The sequence below is a fragment of the Duganella sp. genome (genome assembly GCF_039595735.1).
Classification (GTDB): Bacteria; Pseudomonadota; Gammaproteobacteria; order Burkholderiales; family Burkholderiaceae_D; genus Rugamonas.
Genome location: NZ_JBCNLB010000031.1, coordinates 15,095 through 31,025 on the forward strand (window position 1 = coordinate 15,095; position 15,931 = coordinate 31,025).

Sequence of the window (15,931 nt, forward strand, 5' to 3'; positions counted from 1 at the left end):
GTGTCTCCATTATTATTGAGTAGTTTTGCTCTGCGAAACTCTGTTGTGTAAAATGGAATAGCACGAGCGTACGGCATTTTCAAACGCGCGGCAAATGGTTTTTTTACAACAGGGAGCAGGCATGGACAGCCAACTGGAAGAGCGTTATTTCATCACTGCGCTGGCGCGCGGGTTGGAGGTACTGGCCTGTTTTCGCGTGACCGATCATGGCCTGAGCAACCAGCAGATTGCCGAGCGCTGCAAGCTGCCGAAATCGACCGTCACGCGCTTTACCTACACGCTGACCCGGCTGGGTTACCTGACCCAGGACGGCAACGGCAAGTATGCGCTGGGCACGGCAACGCTGCGGCTTGGCAGCACCATGCTGCAAGGTCTGGACATCCGCGAGATGGCGCGGCCGATGATGCAGGAACTGGCTGACGCCACCGGCACCACGGTCGCCATCGCGGTGCGCGACCGGCTGTCCATGATTTACGTCGATGTGTGCCGCGGTTCCGCGGCGTTGGTGCTGTCGTTGCAGGTGGGCACGCGGCTGCAATTGGCGGCATCGGCGATCGGACGCGCTTATCTGGCGGGTGCTGCGGAGCAGGAGCGGCTGGAGATCCTCCAGCGCAGCCGCGAGCTGGATGATCTGGTCTATCAGAGCATGCAGCAGGGTGTTGAGCGCGCCCTGCGCGATCAGCAGCAGTATGGCTGCGCCACCTCGTTTGGTGAATGGCAGCAGGACATCAATGGCATCGCGGTCAGTTTTATGCCGGTCGGAAGCGATCAGCGCATGTCGATCAACTGCGGCGGCCCTGCGTCCAGCGTAACCCCGGCCTTCCTGCTGGATGAGGTCCGGCCACGGCTGATTGCTATCGCCCGGCGGCTGTCGTCCTGAAACCGCCACGCATTGGCGCCATCTGCAGCAGCACGTATACTTCGGCTATCATTTGAGGAGAAAAGATGGAACAGCCCAAGATTTTCCCCGGCCGCATCCGGTTGGGTATGGTGGGCGGCGGCGAGGGCGCTTTTATCGGCGCCGTGCATCGCCATGCCGCACGCCTGGATGACCGCTACGAACTGTTGGCCGGTGCATTGTCGTCCAGCGCCGAAGCGGCGCGGCGCTCCGGTCTGGCGCTGGGAATGGACTCGTCGCGTATCTATGACGACTACCGCCAAATGGCGCCGGCCGAAGCCTCGCGCGCGGATGGCATCGAGGCCGTGGTCATTGTCACGCCCAACCATATGCATGCCCCAGTGGCGCGCGCCTTTCTGGAGGCAGGCATCAACGTCATCTGTGACAAGCCGGTGACGACCTCCAGCGACGATGCGCGCATGCTGCAGGTGCTGGCCGAAGAACGCGGCTTGCTGTTCGCGGTCACGCACAACTACTCCGCCTATCCGCTGGTGCGTCACGCGCAGCAGATGGTGCGCGAAGGAGCGCTCGGCAAGATCCGCGTGGTGCAGGTGCAGTACGCACAGGACTGGCTGGCCGCGCCCTTGGAGCAGGATGGGCATAAACAGGCAGCATGGCGTACCGATCCTGCTAAATCGGGCGGCGGTGCGATTGGCGATATCGGCTCGCATGCCTGGCACTTGGCCGACTTCATCACCGGCTTGAGGCTTGAATCGGTGGCGGCGCAACTGAGCTCCTTTGTACCGGGGCGCGCCATCGATGACGATGTTCAAGTCATGCTGCGCTATGAAGGCGGTGCGCGCGGCCTGCTGTGGGCCAGCCAGGTGGCGGTGGGCTGCACCAACGAATTGCGCATTCGTATAGTTGGTAGTGCAGGCGGCATCGAGTGGGCGCAGGAACAACCCAATGAATTGAAATGGACAGCGCTGGGTGAGCCGACGCGCATTATCACACGCGGCAGCGCCGCCATGAATGCGGCCGGTGCTCGCACCAGCCGCGTACCGGCCGGCCATCCTGAGGGATACATCGATGCGTTCGGTGCACTGTACAGCGAAATCGCTTGCCACCTGTTGGCGCGGCGTGACGGTAGTGACCCGGGCGCGGCACAGTTTCCTACCATTGCCGATGGCGTGCGCGGCGTGGAGTTCATCGAAGCCGTACAGGCTTCCTCCCTGGCCGGCGGCGCGTGGATCAAAATCCCTTGATGACTAACGCCGGAAGTCCTTGGGCGTCCTGCCCATGCGCTTTTTGAACAGGCGGCTGAAGTAGGCCGGGTCCTGGAAGCCCAGTTCATAGGCGATGCTCGCAATGCTGGCCGGCAGATAGGTCAGCTTGCGGCAGGCTTCCAGCATCAGCCTGTCCTGGGTCAGGTCGAAGGCGGATTTGCCGGAGAGTTTGAGGCACAGGCGATTCAGCCGCGTTGGCGTCACGCGCAGTACTTCGGCGTACTGGCCGACTTGCCATTGTTCCTTGTAGTGCTGTTCCACTTCGGCGCGAAAGCGGCTGAATAATTCAAAATCGCTGCGGCCCGATTGGTCCGCCAGTTTCGTTTCGGCCTGCGCGCGCACCAGCAGCAGCAGGGCGCTGCGCGCCAGCCATTCCAGCATCAGCGTGTGGCCGTATTCCGGCCATGCCGCTTCCATGCTCAGATTCTCCAATAGTGCGACCAGACGCTGGTGGATGCCACTCAAGTCGAGCGCCAGCGGCTGAACAAATAACGACGAATACAGATCCCCCTGGCCGTGAGCCGCCGAGAAAATCACATTCTGGTCCACCGTCAGCACATAGCCGTGCGCTTCTGGCGCAAAATCAAAGCCATGCACCACCGACGGATGGATGGTGATGGCCACAGGCCCGCTGCGCTGCCACACGGCGTCGCCTATGCTGGCCCGCACTTCACCGCCGAGTAGAAAAAGTACCTGAAACAGTCCAGGATGGGTGTGGTTGCCGATGTGCCAGTCGTACAGCCGGCTGCGGGTCTCGATCAGCTCTATGTGCACGAACTCCGCGCCGGCATTGCGGGTCTGCTCGCCGTAGAGTGCGAATTGGGGAATTTCTTGCGTCGCCATGACAGATAACAGGAGTATAGTCTGTCAAAATAGTACAAGTTTTAGCGTTTTTCATCCATGTTTTTTGCAGCTTAACGCCGCTACGATGACGTCATACCTAAACCACATCGGAGATAAAACATGCGTACCCAGGTCGCTATTATCGGCGCCGGTCCTGCCGGCCTTTTGCTGTCCCATTTGCTGCATTTGCAGGGGATTTCCTCCATCGTTTTAGAAACCCGTTCGCGCGCCGATATCGAAGCCACCATCCGTGCCGGCGTGCTGGAACAGGGCACCATGGACGTGCTGACTGCAGCCGGCGTCGGTGAACGCATGCGCAAGGAGGGCGCGCTGCACCACGGCTTTGAGCTGGCGTTCGGCGGCAAGCGTCATCGCATCGATCTGCATGGCCTGACCGGCAAATCAATTACCGTCTACCCTCAGCACGAGGTGTTGAAAGACCTGGTGGCCGCACGCCTTGCCGCACAGGGCACCATCCTGTTCGAGGTGAGCGAGGTGGCGCTGCATGACGTGGCGACCAGCAAGCCGTTCGTCACCTTCCGCCACAACGGCGAAGCGCAGCGCATCGATGCCGATTTCATCGCTGGTTGCGATGGCTACCACGGCGTGTCCCGTCCTGCGATGCCGGATCAGGCCACGCGTCAGGACTATCAGAAGATCTATCCATTCGGCTGGTTCGGTATTCTGGTGGAATCCGCGCCATCGTCGGAAGAATTGATCTACGCCCAGCATGATCGGGGCTTTGCGCTGGTCAGCACCCGTTCGCCGACCGTGCAGCGCCTGTACTTCCAGTGCGATCCAGCCGACAAAGTCGATAACTGGTCGGATGACCGCATCTGGGCCGAACTGCACGCGCGGCTGGAAAACCACGACGGCTGGCGGCTCAAGGAAGGCAAGATTTTCCAGAAGGGGATCATTGGCATGCGCAGCTTTGTGTCGACGCCGATGCAGGCCGGCCGCCTGTTCCTCGCTGGCGACGCCGCGCACATTGTGCCGCCGACCGGCGCCAAGGGGTTGAACCTGGCGGTGTCGGATGTGAAGGTGCTGACGGCCGGGCTGGTGGAGTTTTACCGCAACGGCAGTGAAGCGCTGCTGCAGACCTACAGCGAAACGGCATTGAAGCGCATCTGGCGCGCGGAATGCTTCTCATGGACCATGACGCGCCTGCTGCACACCTTTGCCGACGCCACGCCGTTCGAGCGCGAGATGCAGCGCGCTGAATTGGAAAACATCGTCAGCTCGCCAGCGCTGGCGACAGCGCTGGCTGAGAACTACGTCGGCGCGTTTTAAACCGACGCCAGGAACTCCTGCACCAGTGCCGCGAACGCCGCCGGCTGTTCGATGGCACTGATGTGGGACGCCTGCGGAATCACACGCAGTTCCGCGCGCGGCAGGTGCCTGGCCAGTTCCTCTGCCATGGATGGCGGTGTGCCGGCATCCAGTTCACCGGTAATCACCAGGGCCGGCACGTTGATCCCCGGCAGACGCGCAGTGGTGTTGACGCCAGCGACCGCGGCGCAGCAGGCCACATAGCCTTCCGGCCCGGTGGTCAGCAAACGGCGGCGGAAGCGCTCCACGGCCGCCACGCGCTCGGCGCGGAAGCCATCATGGAAGTAGCGGCCCATGACGGCATCCGCAATCGCGGCCAGGCCACCTTCGCGCACTGTGGCGATGCGCTGCTCCCACATGGCCTGCGCAGCCGCCGGATACGACGACGTGGTATTCGCCAGTACCAGCGCCGCGACCAGTGATGGATGGCGCAATGCCAGCTCCTGGCCGACCATGCCGCCCATCGACAAGCCTATCCAGGTGACCGGACCCGAATCCAGCTCGCGCAGCAGACGTGCGGCATCATCGGCCAGATCGGTCATGCTGTAAGGACCTTCCGGCGCGTCCGAGCTGCCATGGCCGCGATGGTCGTAGGCGATTACCCGGCTGTCTTCCGACAGCAGATTGGCCAGTTGGTCCCACATGGTCAGGTCGCAGCCCAGCGCGTGGCTCAGCACCACGGTGCGGCGGGGCGTTTTACCGTTGCGTGGTTCGCGCACGCTGTAGTGCAGGGCAGGGAGACTGCTGGTGCGGCCTTCGCGCCCAATGCCGGGATGGGCGGTGACGGCCGGCGCCAGCGCCTCCAGCGCATAGCCGATTTGCGGCCCGACTTCGCGCAGGATGGCCAGCGCGTGCGTGAAGGCGGTGTTTGCGGCCGGTACGCCGGCGTAGATGGCCGACTGGATCAGCACTTCTTTCAGTTCGTCCGGCGTCAAGCGGTTGCCTTCCTCGCCCAGCAGCGCGGCGCGCACGTGCAGGTCGAATTCTTCCCAGCGGCCAAGGGCGATGGTGATGGCAAGGACGATGGCGCGGCGGGTCTTTTGCTCCAGGCCCGGACGGCCCCAGATCTCGTTCCACGCAAAGCGCGTGATCAGGTTCTGGAAATCGGCATTGAAGTTGTTGGCGTTGTTGAGGGAGCGCTCTACCCAGGCGTCGCCCAGGATGGCGCGGCGGTTGTGCAGGCCGCGTTCGAAATCGTGGTCGATAGGATCGTAGCTCATGATGATGTCGAAAGTTGGGTGATGTCCGCGCGCAGTTGGCGCAGTTGTTGTTCAGCGAGGCGTTGCGCTGGGCGTGCGATTTCGACCGCATCCCTGGCCGAGCCCGGATACATCAGCTCCTTGAACTCGCCAATGTTGCGCAGCATGCGGCCGCTGTCAATCTGCAGGCCGGCGATGGCTTCGTTCAGCGCCTGCAAGGCGCCGTGCGCGCTCAGGAATAGCGACGGCCATTCGGCCAATTCCGCTTGCCAGTTGCCGAGGCCACGTTCGTGCTGCTGCCCCATGGCGGCCAGCAGTGCGGCGCCGTGCTGCGGCGTGCGCGCAGCAGCGGCCAGCGCGATCATGGCCGATACAGGATTGCGCTTGTGCGCCATGGCAGAAGAACCCCCGCGGCCTTCGCCGGACGGTTCCGAGAGTTCTGCAATTTCACCCTGCGCCATCAGGCTTAGATCGGTGGCGATCTTGCCCAGCGCGCCGCTTAACAGCGCCACCTCCAGGCCCAATCGTACCCATTCGTCGCGCTGCGTGTGCCACGCGGCGTCCGGCGCCCGCAGGCCAAGGATGGCGGCCATGCGCTCGACCACGGCGGGACCCTGTTCCCCCATTACGTCCAGTGTGCCGACGGCGCCACCCAGCTGCAGCTGCAAGGCGCGCCGGCCGGCCTCGCGCAGATGCGTACGCGCGCGCACCAGCGGCGCCAGCCAGCCGGCAAACTTGAAGCCCAGCGTGGTGATCTGCGCCGGCTGCATCAGGGTGCGCGCCAGCACCGGCGTGCCGGTATGCTGTTCCGCCAGCTGCAGCAGTTGGCCGGTCAGGTCATGCAGGCCATCGTCCAGCAGCTGCAAGGCTTCGCGCGTGGCCAGCACCATGGCGGTGTCGATCACATCCTGGCTGGTGCCGCCAAAATGCACTTTGCCGCCGGCTTGCGCATCGGCGGCAGTGACGATTTTCTTCAGTTCCTTGACCAGCGGGATCGCCAGGCTGCCCGCGCGCCGGCCGGCGACAATCAAGGCCGGCACGTCAAAGCGCTGCACGTCGCAAGCCTCGGCAATGGTTTGCGCGGTGGCTTGCTGCAGCAGACCGACATCGGCCTGGGCCTGTGCCAGCGCCTGTTCGAAGCGCAGCATGGCCTGCACGATCGCGGCGTCGTCAAACACCGCGATCATGTCGCTGCTGGTGAGGAAGCTATCGAATATTGATACGCTCATGGATCCCAGTTATTTATAGTCGAAGAACACGGTCTCGCGTTCGCCCTGCATGTGGATGTCCCAGCGGTACGAGCCGTCGGCATTGCGTTCGGCCAGCAGCGTGGCGCGGCGCGCAGCCGGCACCTGGTCCAGTATAGCGGACTGCGGCAGGCTTGCGTCGTCGGCCAGGAACACGGCCGTGAACTGGTGCTTGACCAGGCCGCGCGCGAATACGGTGATGTAAGCCAGCGGCTCGCCCGGCGCCTGATCGACCTTGGTGAGCTGAAAGCGGAAGCCGCCATCCTCGCCGCTTGGGACGCGGCGGAAGCCCGGAATCGCGGCTGCCGCTTCGGCATCGGCGGCGGCAGGCTGCCAGGATTCGATCTGCGCGTCGTTGATCGGCACGCCGGCGCCGTCGTAGATGATGCCGCTGACGGTGATGCTGCCGGCGGCCGGCGTCATTTCGGTCGCCCATTTCCACGCCTCGTGCGAGAACGGGCCGATGGTTTGCGAAGTAGTGATATTGCTCATGGCCTGTTCTCCTCAGATGCCGAATGGGGTGGCGTCGCGTCCGCGCAGGACAATGTCGAATTCATAGCCCAGCATCTGGTCGCTCACGGTTTCTTCGATGCTGAAGCGCGAGATCAGGCGCTGGCGCGCGGCTTGGTCCGGAATGCTCTGGAAGATCGGATCGTAGGCGAACAGCGGATCATTGGGGAAGTACATCTGCGTCACCAGGCGCTGTGCGTACACATTGCCAAACAGCGAGAAGTGGATGTGCGCCGGGCGCCATGCCTTGTCGTGGTTGCCCCATGGGTAAGGGCCTGGCTTGATGGTGATGAGGCGATAGCGGCCGTCATCGTCGGTCATCATCTTGCCCCAGCCGTTGAAGTTCGGGTCCAGCGGCGCGTCATGCTGGTCCTTTTTGTGGCGATAGCGGCCGGCGGCGTTGCACTGCCAGACTTCCAGCAGCGAGTTGCGTACCGGTTTGCCGTCTTCATCGACGATGCGGCCGGTGACCACGATTTTCTCGCCCAGCGGCGCGGCTTCGCCGTGCGCGGTCAGGTCGGCGTCGTTTGGCAGCAGGATGCGCGATGTCGGCGCAATGTTCCGCGATACCGGCACCGGGGCGTCAACACGCAGCAACGGCTGGGTGGGGCCGCGGTGGACGGTCGATTTGTAGGGGGGATAAACCAGTTCCGGATAAATGCCGGGGGCGATGGCGTCGAATTTCACAGCTAGTCTCCTCTAGTGAATGCTGTGATGATGGTACGAATCAGCGCCGTGCCGGACAAGATGGTGGATGCGTGCTATATTCGCTATTCGCACAAAATGTGCGCATATCGCACAAATTGCCAATTATTTGCCATGGAAACTGAAGACGACCTCATCCAGCCAGCGCAGCGCGATCTGGTGGCAGGTCTGGAAAAGGGCCTGCAAGTGATCGCCACCTTTGACCAGGAGCGCAGCCGCCTCAGCATTGCCGAAGTGGCCGAGCGCACCGGGCTGACACGGGCGGCGGCGCGGCGCTATCTGATCACCTTAACCCACCTCGGCTACATGCGCCATGAAAACAAGCTGTTTTCGCTGACGCCGATGGTATTACGGCTGGGACAGTCCTACCTGCATTCGGCGCGGCTGCCGCGGCTGGCGCAGCCGTTGCTGTACCGGCTGGCGTACGCGAACGGCGAGGCGGCTTCGGTCGGCGTGCTCGATCACGACCAGCTGGTGTGCGTGGCGGCGGTGAGTGCGGGGCAGCTGGTGTCGGTGACGCTGCAGCCGGGCACGCGCGTGCCGGCCTGGTGCACGGCCAACGGGCGCATGCTGCTGGCCAGCCTGCCGCCGGCGCAGCTGGAGAGTTATCTGGAGCGGGTGCAGCTGGAACCGATTACCGAGTACAGCATCATCGACAAACAGCGTCTGGCCGAGGCCATCAGCCGCGCACGCAGCCAGGGCTACGTGCTGGTGGATCAGGAACTGGAGCTGGGCCTGCGCACCATGGCGGTGCCGCTGAAGAACTTCCGCGGCGAGGTGGTGGCCGCCATGAACATCAGCGTCCACGCCGGCCGCATGACGCTGGACCAGATGACCGAGCGCTGCCTGCCGGCGCTGCTCAAAATCCAGGTGGAGCTGAATGCCATGTTGTAGGAATGGAAACCTTGCCATTCGCCGGCATCAATTCTTGACCTTTAACATTTTCCTGGCGTTTTCCTGTAGGATACCGACTTCTTCCGTTTGGAGGATGTACGATTATTCAGGGCAAGAGGATCACGGTGACGGCGTCCTTCAGTCCCGCTCTCTTGGAGACGGAATGGGAGTTTTGCGCCCACCGCTGCAACGGCCAGGCAAGCTGGCCGTCGTTGCATGTATTTTGGCAGTTGCTACTGTGTTGGCGTCGGAAGGCTGGCGTTGGTCGCGCGCGCGTCAACACCACGCCAAACCGGCGACCGTGAGCACGGCCGCACCATCGCCGGTCACCCTGACCGAAGTCTCCCGCGCCATCATCCCGATGCCGAAAGGCGTGCCGTCCGCGCACGCCAGCGCGCTGGCGCAGCTGCCGCAGGGCGATCTGATCGCATTCTGGTGGGCCGGCAGCCGCGAGAGCGGCCCGGACGTCCAGGTGTATGCCTCGCGCTGGTCCAACGGCCAGTGGAGTGATAACTGGGTGGTGGCCAGCCGCGACTCGCTGGGCCAGGCGCTTGGCCACGGTGTGCGCCGCATCGGCAATCCGGTCGCCTGGACTGCGGCCGACGGCACCGTCCACTTGTATGTGGTGGCCACCGGTCTTGGCGGCTGGGCCGCCTCGCGCGTGGTGCAGCTGGAATCACAGAACGAAGGACATAGCTTCAAGGTGCGTCGCGTGCTGCCGATGTCGCCGGTATTTAATACCAGTGTGCTGGTGCGCTCCACGCCGGTCGGCCTGGCCGATGGCGGCTGGTGGCTGCCGGTGTACTTCGAGATTGGCCACAAATATCCGATGCTGGTGTCGTTCGACGCCAATGGCGATCCGCAGCGCCTGACGCGCATCGGCGCGCGTACCCGTTCGCTGCAACCGACGCTGGTGCCGGTGTCGCCAACCGAGGTGCGGGCATGGATGCGCGACGCGCACAAGGATAATTCCGTGGTTCAGCAGGCGGTCAGCCACGACAGCGGCGCCACCTGGGAGGATCTGGGCCCAACCAGTATCCGCAACCTCGGCACCTCGCTGGCGGTGCTGCGCCTGCACAGCGGCAGCCTGCTGATGCTGGCCAACCAGGGCACCAATCGCAAGACCGCACGCAGCACGCTGACGCTGTCGCAGTCGATCGACGGCATCACCTGGCAGCCGCTGACTGACATCATCAGCGGCAAGCCGGGAGATGAATTCTCCTATCCGTCCATGTTCCAGGTGGGCGACGAACTGCACATCACTTACACCCACCAGCGGCAAGCCATCGCGCACCACCGCTTGAAAATCAACGACGGGAAGGACCTGTTATGAGCTTGCCCGATCTCGATCTGCAGATCATCTACGCGCGTATCGCATGGGGCTTGATTGCGGCGTCAATGCTGCTGTCCGTGCTGCCAACGCTGTTGCCGAAGCTGTTCCCGCAACTGGCGTGGCGCCATAAAGCCATTGTCACCACCACGGTGGCGGCAATGATGCTGCTGCCGGGCGAAGCGTCGCCGGCCTACTGGCTGACGCTGGTGTTCCAGTATCCGAGCGGGCTGCTGACCGGCTACAGCCTGGTGGCGCTGCTGGCGCGCTGGCGCGAACGGCCGGTGGTGTTCCCGCTGCATCCGGTGTTTGCGCTGCTGCTGACGGTGACCGGGGTGGTGTTGTACCTGGATGCTTTCGGCGTGCTGGCGCTGGGGCTTTATTATCGCGGCTTCGATTCCACCGCGGCCACTGTGCTGACTTGCGTCGCCGCGTTGGCCGGCGCCGCCGCCATCCTGTTCCGCTATGCCGGCACGGCTGGCATGGCACTGCTGACCAGCGTGTTGCTGTTCTCGTTGTTGCGCCTGCCGAGCGGCAACCTGTGGGACGCGCTGCTTGACCCGCTGCTGTGGGCGTGGGCGCTGGGCTCCGTCATCCTGGAAGCCATGCGCCGTCGCGCGGCGCGCAAAGCAGCGCAACTGCAAGCCGTGGACGACGCCGAACCGGAGCTGGTGCACGCCGCCGCGAGCATCGAACGAGTTCAGTATAAATAATATAAACAAGGGAGTTATACATGGTATCGACGAAATGGTACGTTCATCCGGTGATCGCCACCGGTGTGATCCTGAATGTCTTCATTCTCGGTCTGGCGATTGCCTGGTCGCACGATTCGGCAGCGTTGTGGCGCCTGCTGGTGGAAGACGGTATCGTCGAATGGATGCAGTTCCTGTGCTTTTCGCTGCTGGCTGGTTTGCTGGGCTTCCTCACGGTGGAGCAGTGGCAGCGTGAGCCGAAAGTCAATCTGCAATTGCTGGCGTTTGCCGGCCTGACCGCGCTGGTGGGTTTGGCCGCACTGGAAGAGATCAGCTGGTTCCAGCGCGTGCTGCACATTGTGCCGCCGGAATTCTTCGCGCAGAACAACCGCCAGGGCGAGACCAATCTGCACAATCTGGCCATGGGCAAGAGCAGTCTGCACAAAGCCGTGCTGCTGAAGGTGATCGCGATTGTCGGCCTGACCCACAACATCATCCTGCCGCTGCTGGCGCGCAAGCGTCCTGCCGTGCGCACCTTTGTTGAGAAGTTCGGTCTGTACCTGCCGCCGCTGTCGGCATCGGTGATTTACATCGTGCTGGTGATCCTGTCGCACGTGCTGGTGGATCATCCGCGCAAGGGGGAACTGGGTGAGTTGTTCGGCGCCATGCACTACCTGGTGACCACCGTGGCAGCCTACTTCTTCGGCGTGAACTACGGTAAAAAGCCAGTATTTGGCGAGTCGCGCGACAGCCGCAATATCGCCACCTTGTTCTGCATGATTCTGGTGTTCATCCTGCTGTGCGGCTGGATGCTGAGCGCCGGCGCTGGCGCCGGCGCCTACATCGCCAGCCACCCTGGCTTTGGTGCTGAATAATGCTGCAGCGTTTCGCATCGCGGCTGGAAAAACTGACGCTGTGGGCTGGCCCGTTCGCGGGCGTGCTGCAGTTGCTGCTGCTTGGACTGGTGATTTTCTCGCTGTCGCGCGCCGGCCTGATGGCGTGGCAATCGGATCGCGTGTCGGCCACCGGCATCGTCGGGCAGATCCTCGTGCAGGGTGTGCGGGCCGACTTGATCATGCTGGGTTACCTGATCGCCTTGCCGGTGGTGCTGGCGCCGCTGCTGGCACATAACAGGACGCTGGGCTTGTGGAAGAACTTCACGGTGGTGTGGGGCACGTTTTCCCTGATCCTGATCGTATTCATGGAGCTGTCGACGCCGCAGTTCCTGATGCAGTACGACGTGCGTCCGAATCGTTTGTTCGTTGAGTATCTGTCGTATCCGGCGGAAGTAATGTCCACCTTGTGGCACGGCTTCCGCATCGCGCTGATTTTGGGTGTGGGTTTCACCATCCTGCTGGGCACCGCCATCTTCAAGCTGCTGAAGGCCGCGTCGGCCAACATCACCGTGTGGCGCCCACTGAAGCTGCTGGCCCTGTGGCCGCTGCTGGTGTTGCTGGTGGCGTTCCAGATCCGCTCGACCACCGCGCACCGGCCGGCCAATCCGGCGCTGTTCGCGCTCACTGGCGACGCCATGGTCAACTCCCTGATCATCAACTCGCCATGGTCGGTGCTGGACGCGATCAACGCCATGAGCCACGAAGCCAATTCGTCCGAGATCTACGGCAAGTACCCGCGCGAGAAAGTGTTCGAGGTAGTAAAGAGCGCACCGTGGCTGCGCGATCAGCAGTTCACTTCCGCCGATCTGCCGACGCTGCACAAGCAGGTGGCGGCGGTGCAGCGCGAGCGGCCTCTGAATCTGGTGATCGTGCTGGAAGAAAGCCTGGGCGCGACCTTTGTCGAATCGCTGGGCGGCCTGCCGGTCACGCCGGAGCTGGAAAAGCTGAAGAAAGAAGGCTGGTGGTTTGAGCAGCTGTACGCCACCGGCACCCGTTCGGTGCGCGGCATCGAGGCGGTGGTGGCTGGTTATCCGCCGACGCCCGCGCGCAGCGTGGTCAAGCTGTCGCTGGCGCAGCAGAACTTCTACACCTTGGCAGCAGGCCTGGGCAAGCAGGGCTATCACACGGAATTTGTGTATGGCGGCGAAGCGCACTTCGACAATATGCGCAGCTTCTTCACCGGTAACGGCTTCCAGAAAGTGGTGGACCGCCGCGATATGAATCCGGTATTCGAGGGCAGCTGGGGCGCGTCGGATGAGGACTTGTTCGACAAGTCGCTGGAGCGCCTGAAAACCCTGCACGCCAGCGGCAAGCCGTTCTTCAGCCTGATCTTCTCGTCGTCCAACCATGAACCGTTCCAGTTCCCGGACGGCCGCATCCAGCTGCACGATGCGGAAAAACAGACCGTAAACAACGCTGTCAAATACGCCGACTACGCGCTGGGCCGCTTCATTGCGGAAGCGAAGAAGCAGGACTACTGGAAGGACACCGTGTTCCTGATCGTGGCCGACCACGATAACCGCGTGTATGGCGACAGCCTGGTGCCGATCAAGAAGTTCCACATCCCGGGCCTGATCCTGGGCGCGGATGTGCAGCCGAAGCGCGTCACCACCATCGCCAGCCAGGTCGATCTCGCACCGACGCTGCTGTCGCTGATCGGCCTGTCGACGGAACATCCGATGATCGGCCGTGACCTGGCGCGCGACAGCGAAACGCCGGGTCGTGCGCTGATCCAGTTCGATAACTACTTCGCGTGGCTGGAGGGTTCCTCGGCCACCATCCTGCGTCCGGGACAGGCCCCGCTGGCCGGCCAGTACGATGCCGCCACCGGCGTGCTGACCACCGGCGGCGTGCCGGAACCGCAGCTGGTGGATAAGGCCATGTCGCATGTGGTGCTGCCGTCCATCCTGTATCGCGAGCAGCGTTACAAGCTGCCGCCGGGCGGCAAGTAAAGGGAGGCCAGGGTGCGGCTGCTGCTGGTCGAAGACGATCCCATGATCGGCGAGAGCATCGAGGAAGGCCTGCGTGGCGAGAGCTACGCGGTCGACTGGGTGCGCAATGGCCGCGAAGTGGAACTGGCCCTGGCCGGCGTCGCCTATGATCTGATGCTGCTGGACCTCGGCCTGCCGGGCAAGCAGGGCATGGACGTGCTGCGCGCCACACGCGCACGCGGCGACGATTTACCGGTGCTGATCATCACGGCCCGCGACGGCACGCCGGCGCGCGTGGAAGGTCTCGACGCCGGCGCCGACGACTACCTGGTGAAGCCTTTCGACCTGGATGAGCTGCTGGCGCGCATCCGGGCGTTGCTGCGCCGGCGCGTCAGCCGCACCCGTTCCGTCATCGAACATGGCAGCCTTCGGCTCGACCTGGCCAGTCATGAAGCCACGCTGGACGGCCAGCCGGTCAAGCTGTCGGCGCGCGAGTTCTCGGTGCTGCGCGCGCTGCTGGATAACCCGGGCAGCGTGGTCTCCAAGGCCCAGCTGGAGGAGAAGCTGTATGGCTGGAACTCCGAAGTGGAAAGTAATACGGTGGACGTCTACGTTCATCACCTGCGCAAGAAGTTTGGCTCGGATTTCATCAAGAACGTGCGCGGCGTCGGCTACAAGATTGCGGCGGCGCCGTGAAAACCATCCGCCGCCAACTGCTGGTTGGCCTGCTGGGCGCCACCGTGGCGTGCGTTCTGGGCGCCGGCGCCTTGCTTTACCGCTCGCTGCGAATGGAAACCTACGAACTGGCGGACTTGCAACTGCGCCAGCTGGCGGTGGCGCTGCCTAACGAATTCGCTCCCGACACCGGCTTGCCGGCGGCGGAAGATCCGGAAGAGGAGTTCGTCCTGCAAGCGTGGGACGAGCAGGGCATGGAGGTGCATATCACCCACGGCCTGCCGGCATTGCCGCGCTACGCGGTAAACGGCTTCACGACGGTCAAGGTCTTCGGCCACCACTGGCGCGTCTATGGTGAACAGCGGCGCGGGCGCTACGTTCAGGTGGCCCAGCCGGTGGCGGTTCGCAACAAGCTGGCGGCGGAAATGGCCTTGCGTTCCGGCGCGCCGCTGATCTTGTTCGCGCTGGTACTCGGGCTGCTGGTGGTTGTGGTGGTGGGACGCGCATTGCGTCCGCTGGACCGGATGGCGCAAGCGGTGCAAGGCCGTTCGCCGTCCGCACTGGAGCCGCTGCCGACCGACGATCTTTCGCCCGAGCTGAAACCGGTGGCGTTGGCGCTCAACGCCTTGATGCAGCAGTTTGAAGAAGCCATGGCGGCGCAACGCAGCTTTGTGGCCGATGCCGCGCATGAACTGCGCTCCCCGCTCACAGCGCTGAAACTGCAGCTGCAACTGGTCGAGCGCGCACCCAACGACGAAGCGCGCGCGCTGGCGCTGGCCAAGCTGGATGAACGGCTGGACCGCAGCACCCATCTGGTGCGGCAATTGCTCAGCCTTGCGCGTCACGAAACCGCAATGACGGCTGCGCAGCACGAGCCGGTCGATCTGGGAAGGCTGCTGGCCGATGCGGTGGCCGACCATTCCACGCTGGCCGAGAGCCGCGACATTGACCTGGGTATCGAAGCGCCGCGGCAGGTGGTGATCGACGGCGACGGGGATGGCCTGCGCGTTCTGCTGAATAATCTGGTCGACAATGCGCTGCGCTACACGCAGCGCGGCGGCAGGGTGGACCTGCAGGCTGCTTACGATGGTGATCGTCCGCTGCTGCGGGTGCGCGACAACGGGCCTGGCGTGCCGGCCGAACACCGGGGCAGGCTGTTTGACCGTTTCTTCCGGCCGGATGGCCAGCAGGTCTGGGGCGCGGGCCTGGGCTTGTCCATCGTGCGCAATATCGCCGATCACCATCATGCGCAGATCGTCCTGTCCGAGGGCGGCGCGGGGCATGGGTTAAGCGTCACGGTACTGTTTCCCGCTACTTCCCAAAATTTAATGCTACCTTAATACTCCCTCAGGCAAACTGCCGGCTTCTGAAAATTGAGCGGCAGTGTTAAATGAAAAAAGTTCTCATTCTCGGCGTGAACGGCTTTATTGGCCATCACCTGTCCAAGCGTATTCTGGAAACCACCGATTGGCATGTCTACGGCATGGACATGAGCACCGATCGCATCAGCGAGCTGCTGGCGCATCCGCGCATGCACTTCTTCGAAGGCGACATCA

The 15,931-nt window shown here is 63.3% G+C and carries 16 protein-coding genes; 11 read left to right on the forward strand and 5 right to left on the reverse strand.

Translation table 11 applies throughout. The features are described 5' to 3' along the window. The first annotated feature begins 121 nt into the window (after window positions 1–121). Window positions 122–880 (forward strand): IclR family transcriptional regulator, encoded by a 759-nt coding sequence (locus tag ABDW57_RS27045; RefSeq protein WP_343733238.1) that lies wholly within the window; start codon window positions 122–124, stop codon window positions 878–880. Window positions 881–945: 65 nt separating this feature from the next. Then, window positions 946–2,103, forward strand: a complete 1,158-nt coding sequence (locus ABDW57_RS27050; protein WP_343733239.1) for a Gfo/Idh/MocA family oxidoreductase — start codon at window positions 946–948, stop codon at window positions 2,101–2,103. A 3-nt stretch (window positions 2,104–2,106) separates the two neighbouring features. Here the strand turns inward: ABDW57_RS27050 and ABDW57_RS27055 are convergent, their stop codons facing one another. Next, a complete protein-coding gene (locus tag ABDW57_RS27055; RefSeq protein WP_343733240.1) occupies window positions 2,107–2,967 on the reverse strand; it encodes a helix-turn-helix domain-containing protein in 861 nt (286 codons plus the stop codon). 120 nt (window positions 2,968–3,087) lie between these two features. On the opposite strand from ABDW57_RS27055, the gene ABDW57_RS27060 reads away from it, so the two are divergent. After that, complete coding sequence (locus tag ABDW57_RS27060) at window positions 3,088–4,257, forward strand: 4-hydroxybenzoate 3-monooxygenase (protein WP_343733241.1); 1,170 nt, start codon at window positions 3,088–3,090, stop codon at window positions 4,255–4,257. Here ABDW57_RS27060 and pcaD read toward each other — a convergent pair. Genes pcaD through pcaH form a run of 4 tightly spaced genes read right to left on the reverse strand, consistent with a single transcriptional unit; the run spans window position 4,254 to window position 7,939 of the window. After that, entirely contained in the window at window positions 4,254–5,516 is a 1,263-nt protein-coding gene (gene pcaD / locus ABDW57_RS27065; protein ID WP_343733242.1) for a 3-oxoadipate enol-lactonase, read from the reverse strand. The genes ABDW57_RS27060 and pcaD overlap by 4 nt on opposite strands. After that, the gene (locus ABDW57_RS27070; RefSeq protein ID WP_343733243.1) at window positions 5,513–6,724 is read right to left on the reverse strand and encodes a lyase family protein; all 1,212 of its coding nucleotides are present in this window, start codon (window positions 6,722–6,724) and stop codon (window positions 5,513–5,515) included. Before ABDW57_RS27070 ends, pcaD begins: the two co-directional genes overlap by 4 nt. Window positions 6,725–6,733: 9 nt before the next feature. After that, window positions 6,734–7,234, reverse strand: a complete 501-nt coding sequence (locus tag ABDW57_RS27075) for a protocatechuate 3,4-dioxygenase (protein WP_343733244.1) — start codon at window positions 7,232–7,234, stop codon at window positions 6,734–6,736. A gap of 12 nt (window positions 7,235–7,246) precedes the next feature. After that, a complete protein-coding gene (pcaH, locus tag ABDW57_RS27080) occupies window positions 7,247–7,939 on the reverse strand; it encodes a protocatechuate 3,4-dioxygenase subunit beta (protein WP_343733245.1) in 693 nt (230 codons plus the stop codon). Between the two features lie 132 nt (window positions 7,940–8,071). Here pcaH and ABDW57_RS27085 point away from each other — a divergent pair, with 132 nt between their 5' ends. The 8 genes from ABDW57_RS27085 to ABDW57_RS27120 all read left to right on the forward strand — a co-directional run. Further along, window positions 8,072–8,851: an IclR family transcriptional regulator C-terminal domain-containing protein gene (locus tag ABDW57_RS27085; RefSeq protein ID WP_343733246.1), complete on the forward strand. Its 780-nt coding sequence runs from the start codon at window positions 8,072–8,074 to the stop codon at window positions 8,849–8,851. Between the two features lie 223 nt (window positions 8,852–9,074). Then, window positions 9,075–10,184 (forward strand): sialidase family protein, encoded by a 1,110-nt coding sequence (locus ABDW57_RS27090; RefSeq protein ID WP_343733247.1) that lies wholly within the window; start codon window positions 9,075–9,077, stop codon window positions 10,182–10,184. Continuing rightward, window positions 10,181–10,894 carry a hypothetical protein gene (locus ABDW57_RS27095; RefSeq protein ID WP_343733248.1) on the forward strand — a complete coding sequence of 238 codons (714 nt, stop codon included), beginning with the start codon at window positions 10,181–10,183 and terminating at the stop codon, window positions 10,892–10,894. The genes ABDW57_RS27090 and ABDW57_RS27095 overlap by 4 nt, the downstream gene beginning before the upstream one ends. Window positions 10,895–10,914: 20 nt before the next feature. Beyond that, the gene (locus tag ABDW57_RS27100; RefSeq protein WP_343733249.1) at window positions 10,915–11,748 is read left to right on the forward strand and encodes a hypothetical protein; all 834 of its coding nucleotides are present in this window, start codon (window positions 10,915–10,917) and stop codon (window positions 11,746–11,748) included. Beyond that, window positions 11,748–13,721: an LTA synthase family protein gene (locus tag ABDW57_RS27105; RefSeq protein ID WP_343733250.1), complete on the forward strand. Its 1,974-nt coding sequence runs from the start codon at window positions 11,748–11,750 to the stop codon at window positions 13,719–13,721. The genes ABDW57_RS27100 and ABDW57_RS27105 overlap by 1 nt, the downstream gene beginning before the upstream one ends. A 12-nt stretch (window positions 13,722–13,733) precedes the next feature. Continuing rightward, window positions 13,734–14,396 carry a response regulator transcription factor gene (locus ABDW57_RS27110; protein WP_343733251.1) on the forward strand — a complete coding sequence of 221 codons (663 nt, stop codon included), beginning with the start codon at window positions 13,734–13,736 and terminating at the stop codon, window positions 14,394–14,396. Next, a complete protein-coding gene (locus ABDW57_RS27115; protein ID WP_343733252.1) occupies window positions 14,393–15,715 on the forward strand; it encodes an ATP-binding protein in 1,323 nt (440 codons plus the stop codon). The genes ABDW57_RS27110 and ABDW57_RS27115 overlap by 4 nt, the downstream gene beginning before the upstream one ends. Window positions 15,716–15,765: 50 nt before the next feature. Then, window positions 15,766–15,931: NAD-dependent epimerase/dehydratase family protein (locus ABDW57_RS27120; RefSeq protein ID WP_343732484.1), on the forward strand; the 166-nt coding region annotated here is incomplete at its 3' end.

Coding starts and splice junctions, on each gene's coding strand:
- ABDW57_RS27075 (WP_343733244.1), bottom strand. CDS start 7,234: ATGAGCAATATCACTACTTCGCAAACCATCGGCCCGTTCTCGCACGAG.
- ABDW57_RS27085 (WP_343733246.1), top strand. CDS start 8,072: ATGGAAACTGAAGACGACCTCATCCAGCCAGCGCAGCGCGATCTGGTG.
- ABDW57_RS27055 (WP_343733240.1), bottom strand. CDS start 2,967: ATGGCGACGCAAGAAATTCCCCAATTCGCACTCTACGGCGAGCAGACC.
- ABDW57_RS27045 (WP_343733238.1), top strand. CDS start 122: ATGGACAGCCAACTGGAAGAGCGTTATTTCATCACTGCGCTGGCGCGC.
- ABDW57_RS27095 (WP_343733248.1), top strand. CDS start 10,181: ATGAGCTTGCCCGATCTCGATCTGCAGATCATCTACGCGCGTATCGCA.
- ABDW57_RS27050 (WP_343733239.1), top strand. CDS start 946: ATGGAACAGCCCAAGATTTTCCCCGGCCGCATCCGGTTGGGTATGGTG.
- ABDW57_RS27070 (WP_343733243.1), bottom strand. CDS start 6,724: ATGAGCGTATCAATATTCGATAGCTTCCTCACCAGCAGCGACATGATC.
- ABDW57_RS27105 (WP_343733250.1), top strand. CDS start 11,748: ATGCTGCAGCGTTTCGCATCGCGGCTGGAAAAACTGACGCTGTGGGCT.
- ABDW57_RS27060 (WP_343733241.1), top strand. CDS start 3,088: ATGCGTACCCAGGTCGCTATTATCGGCGCCGGTCCTGCCGGCCTTTTG.
- ABDW57_RS27100 (WP_343733249.1), top strand. CDS start 10,915: ATGGTATCGACGAAATGGTACGTTCATCCGGTGATCGCCACCGGTGTG.
- pcaD (WP_343733242.1), bottom strand. CDS start 5,516: ATGAGCTACGATCCTATCGACCACGATTTCGAACGCGGCCTGCACAAC.